The sequence below is a fragment of the Streptomyces sp. SPB074 genome, assembly GCF_000154905.1.
Lineage (GTDB): Bacteria > Actinomycetota > Actinomycetes > Streptomycetales > Streptomycetaceae > Streptomyces.
Map to the genome: position 1 here is coordinate 5,646,196 of NZ_GG770539.1, position 3,494 is coordinate 5,649,689.

Consider the following 3,494-nt stretch of genomic DNA (forward strand, 5'->3'; position numbering starts at 1 on the left):
TCGGCGGCGAAGCGCTCCAGGCACGCTTCGAGCGCCAGCATCTCCAGCTGCGCGGGAGCGTGCGGGAGCGCCTTGCGGCCCGCGTCGATCCACCGGTGCTTCCAGTCGAGCAGGGAGAGGTACGAGCCCCGCGGGCCCGCCGGGTTCGCCTCCAGGCGCTCCCAGGCGCGCGGGCTCAGCGCCGCCACCGAGACCCCGGCCGGGCCGCCGAGCGCCTTCTGCGCCCCGATCACGCACAGGTCCACGCCCCACTCGGCGGGCAGCAGCGGCTCCGCGCCCACCGAGGCGACGGCGTCGAGCATGAGCAGCGCCCCGTGTTCGCGCACCACCGCGCCGATCTCCGCGACCGGGTTGGTGTTGCCCGTCGCGGCCTCCGCGTGCACGAGCGAGACGAAGTCCGTCTCCGGGTGCGCGGCCAGCGCCTCACGCACCTGCGCCGCGCTGACCGCCGAGTCGAAGGGCACCGCGAGGTCGTGCACCGTGGCGCCGCAGTCGCGCAGCCAGTTGCCGAAGGTCTGCCCGTAGGGGCCCGTCACGATGTTCAGCGCGACCGTTCCCGGACCGGCGGCCCCCCGGATGCACCCTTCGAGGGGCAGCAGCGCCTCGCCCTGCGTCACGACGAGCTCGTGCCCCCCGCTGCCGGGCGCGTCGAGCCCGAGCAGGGCGGCGACCTTGCGTTCGACGGTCGCGAAGTGGTGGGCGGTCAGGGGAGTGAGGTCAAGCAGGGGGTGTGTCACGAGGTGGCTCTTTCTGCGTGTGCCGAGTGCGGCGTGCGCGCGTGTCGCCTGCGGCGACACGGGGACGGATGGCCGTGCGGGCCGGTTGTGAGGGTACTCAGGGGGGTGCGGGGAAGAGGGCGGGGCGGGCCGCCTTCTAGGGTGCCGGTCATGGACGACGTGAGCGGAACGGTGCCGGTGCTGCGGGTGAAGGGGGCCGTCCTCGTGGGGCCCGAGGACGTGCGCGACGAGGTGTGGGTGGTCGGCGGGCGGATCACGTTCACGCCCCCGGCCGGGGCGCGGGACGTCCGCACCGTGGCGGGCTGGGCACTGCCCGGGCTCGTGGACGCGCACTGCCACGTCGGGCTCGACGCGCACGGCGCCGTGCCCGCCGAGGAGGCCGAGAAGCAGGCGCTCACCGAGCGGGACGCGGGCGCGCTCCTGCTCCGCGACGCGGGCTCGCCCTCCGACACGCGCTGGACGGACGCGCGCGAGGACCTGCCCCGCATCATCCGCGCCGGGCGCCACATCGCCCGCACCCGCCGCTACATCCGCAACTTCGCCCACGAGATCGAGCCGGAGGACCTCGTCGCCTACGTCGCCCGCGAGGCGCGGCGCGGCGACGGCTGGGTCAAGCTCGTCGGTGACTGGATCGACCGCGAGGCGGGCGACCTGACGGCGTGCTGGCCGCGCGGCGCGGTCGAGGCGGCGATCGCCGAGGCGCACCGGCTCGGCGCGCGCGTCACCGCGCACTGCTTCGCCGAGGACTCGCTCGCCGACCTGGTCGAGGCGGGCATCGACTGCGTCGAGCACGCGACGGGGCTCACCGAGGAGACCATCCCGCTCTTCGCGGAGCGCGGCGTCGCGATCGTCCCGACCCTCGTCAACATCGCGACGTTCCCACGCCTCGCGGACGGCGGCGAGGCGAAGTTCCCACGCTGGTCGGCCCACATGCGCCGCCTGCACGCCCGCCGCTACGAGACGGTGCGGGCCGCCTTCGACGCGGGCGTCCCCGTCTTCACCGGCACCGACGCGGGCGGCAGCCTCCCGCACGGCCTCATCGGCGCGGAGGTCGCCGAACTCGTCCGCGCGGGCCTCCCGCCGCTGGCCGCGCTCTCCGCCGCCGTCTGGGACGCCCGCGCCTGGCTCGGCAGGCCCGGCATCGAGGAGGGCGCCCCGGCGGACCTCGTGGTGTACGAGAGCGACCCGCGCGCGGACGTACGGGTCCTGACGGCGCCCCGCCGCGTCGTGATGTCGGGGCGGGTGGTGGCGTAGGCGCGGCGGCGCAGACACGTGCGGGGCGGTGGCGACGCGGGGGTCGCGGGACACGTGCGGGGCGGCGGCGCGAGGGACGGGTGGGACGGCGCTCTTCGCGCCCCGGGGGCGCGCGCGAGGGGGCCGGGTGCCCCTCCTCCCGGGCGAGGCACCGCTGTGACGTGGGCGAACGCCTGCGCAGCAGAGCGATCCATTTTTCGAACATCGTGCCGGAAACCACCCTTTAGGGTGAACGTGCTGCGGTACGTCGTTCTTTCACCCCCGTTCCGCGAGGATTCCCGCAACGAGGCCGCCGGCCCCCGTGTCCCCGGGACGCGCCGGCGGCTCCATGTCTCTTGTGGGGGTAACACCGCTGTGAACAGCACCACCTTCGGCCTGCCCGTGCGCCGCCTCGCCGCCGCCACCACGGCCGCGCTCCTCGTCGGCGCGCCCGCCGTGCTCACCGCCGCGGGCACCGCGCACGCCACCGAGGGCCACGGGGGGAAGTCCGGCGCCGTCGTCCTGCGCACCGGGCTCGACGTCTCCCTCCTGCGCAAGACCGTCGACCTGCCGCTCAACGTCTCCCTCAACGAGGTGAGCGCCCCCGGCGACGCCGACAAGACCGCGCTCACCGCCACCCTCGACGGCGTCGACAAGGGCCGCCCCTTCCGCGTCCTCGACGCCCGCGTCGCCCAGGCGAAGGCCACCGCCGACGGCCACAGGGCGGAGGGCTCGACCGAACTCGTCGGCGCCCGCGTCCACGTCCCCGGACTCCCGCTCCTCTCGCTCATCGAGGTCGAGAAGGTCACCTCGAAGGCCGTGTGCGAGGTGGGCCGGAACCCCGTCGCCGAGGCGAACGTCCTCGGGCACGTCAAGGTCCTCGGCAAGACCGTGAACCTGTCCGCCGGAGGCACCACGCACGTCGAGGTCCCGGGCGTCGGCGAGGTCACCCTCGACCTCTCCAAGCGCACCACCACCGCCACCACGGCGGCCGCCGCCGCGCTGGAGCTCAAGGTCTCCGTCGACCCGCTCAAGCTCGGCGTCGCCCAGGTCGAGGGCACCGTCACGCTCGCCGGAGCCACCTGCGAGACCCCGAAGACGGACGAAGCGGCCCCCGGCACCCCGGCCTCCGAGCCGCCCGCCTCGGCCCCCGCCGACGACGACTCCGAGGAGGCGAGCCCGTCCCCGGCCGCGCAGGGCGGCGGCAAGGACGACGAGGGCACGAAGAGCAACGGCGCCAAGGGCTCCGAGGTGACCACCGCCGCCGCAGGCTCCGGCGAGGGCGAGAACCTCGCCGAGACCGGCGGCAGCTCGGCCACCCCCTACCTCGCGGGCGGCGCCGCCGTCCTCCTCGCCGGCGGCGCGGGCGCCGTCTGGTTCGCGCGCAACCGCCGCGCCGCACGCGGCAACTGACGCCCCGCGGGGGCGGAGCGGAACCGTCAAGGCCCGCCCCGCCCCCGCCCGTCCCCGCGAGCCGCGCCCCGTCCCGGCCCGTCTCGCGCCCCGCCCCCGCGCGAGCCGTGC

Annotated in this window: 3 protein-coding genes; 2 read left to right on the forward strand and 1 reads right to left on the reverse strand. The window is 76.1% G+C overall.

Annotation, left to right across the window (positions count from 1 at the left end):
* A partial coding sequence (locus SSBG_RS35080) for an aminotransferase class V-fold PLP-dependent enzyme (protein ID WP_037870505.1) occupies positions 1–737 on the reverse strand: 737 nt, incomplete at its 3' end.
* Between the two features lie 150 nt (positions 738–887).
* Here SSBG_RS35080 and SSBG_RS23915 point away from each other — a divergent pair.
* Both SSBG_RS23915 and SSBG_RS23920 read left to right on the forward strand, forming a co-directional pair.
* Positions 888–1,991 carry an amidohydrolase family protein gene (locus SSBG_RS23915; protein ID WP_086023077.1) on the forward strand — a complete coding sequence of 368 codons (1,104 nt, stop codon included), beginning with the start codon at positions 888–890 and terminating at the stop codon, positions 1,989–1,991.
* Positions 1,992–2,345: 354 nt separating this feature from the next.
* Positions 2,346–3,383: an SCO1860 family LAETG-anchored protein gene (locus SSBG_RS23920; protein ID WP_037870507.1), complete on the forward strand. Its 1,038-nt coding sequence runs from the start codon at positions 2,346–2,348 to the stop codon at positions 3,381–3,383.
* Positions 3,384–3,494: the final 111 nt, after the last annotated feature.

What these genes read in the sequence shown, in the direction of transcription:
- SSBG_RS23915 (WP_086023077.1), top strand. Translation starts at nt 888, where the DNA reads ATGGACGACGTGAGCGGAACGGTGCCGGTGCTGCGGGTGAAGGGGGCC.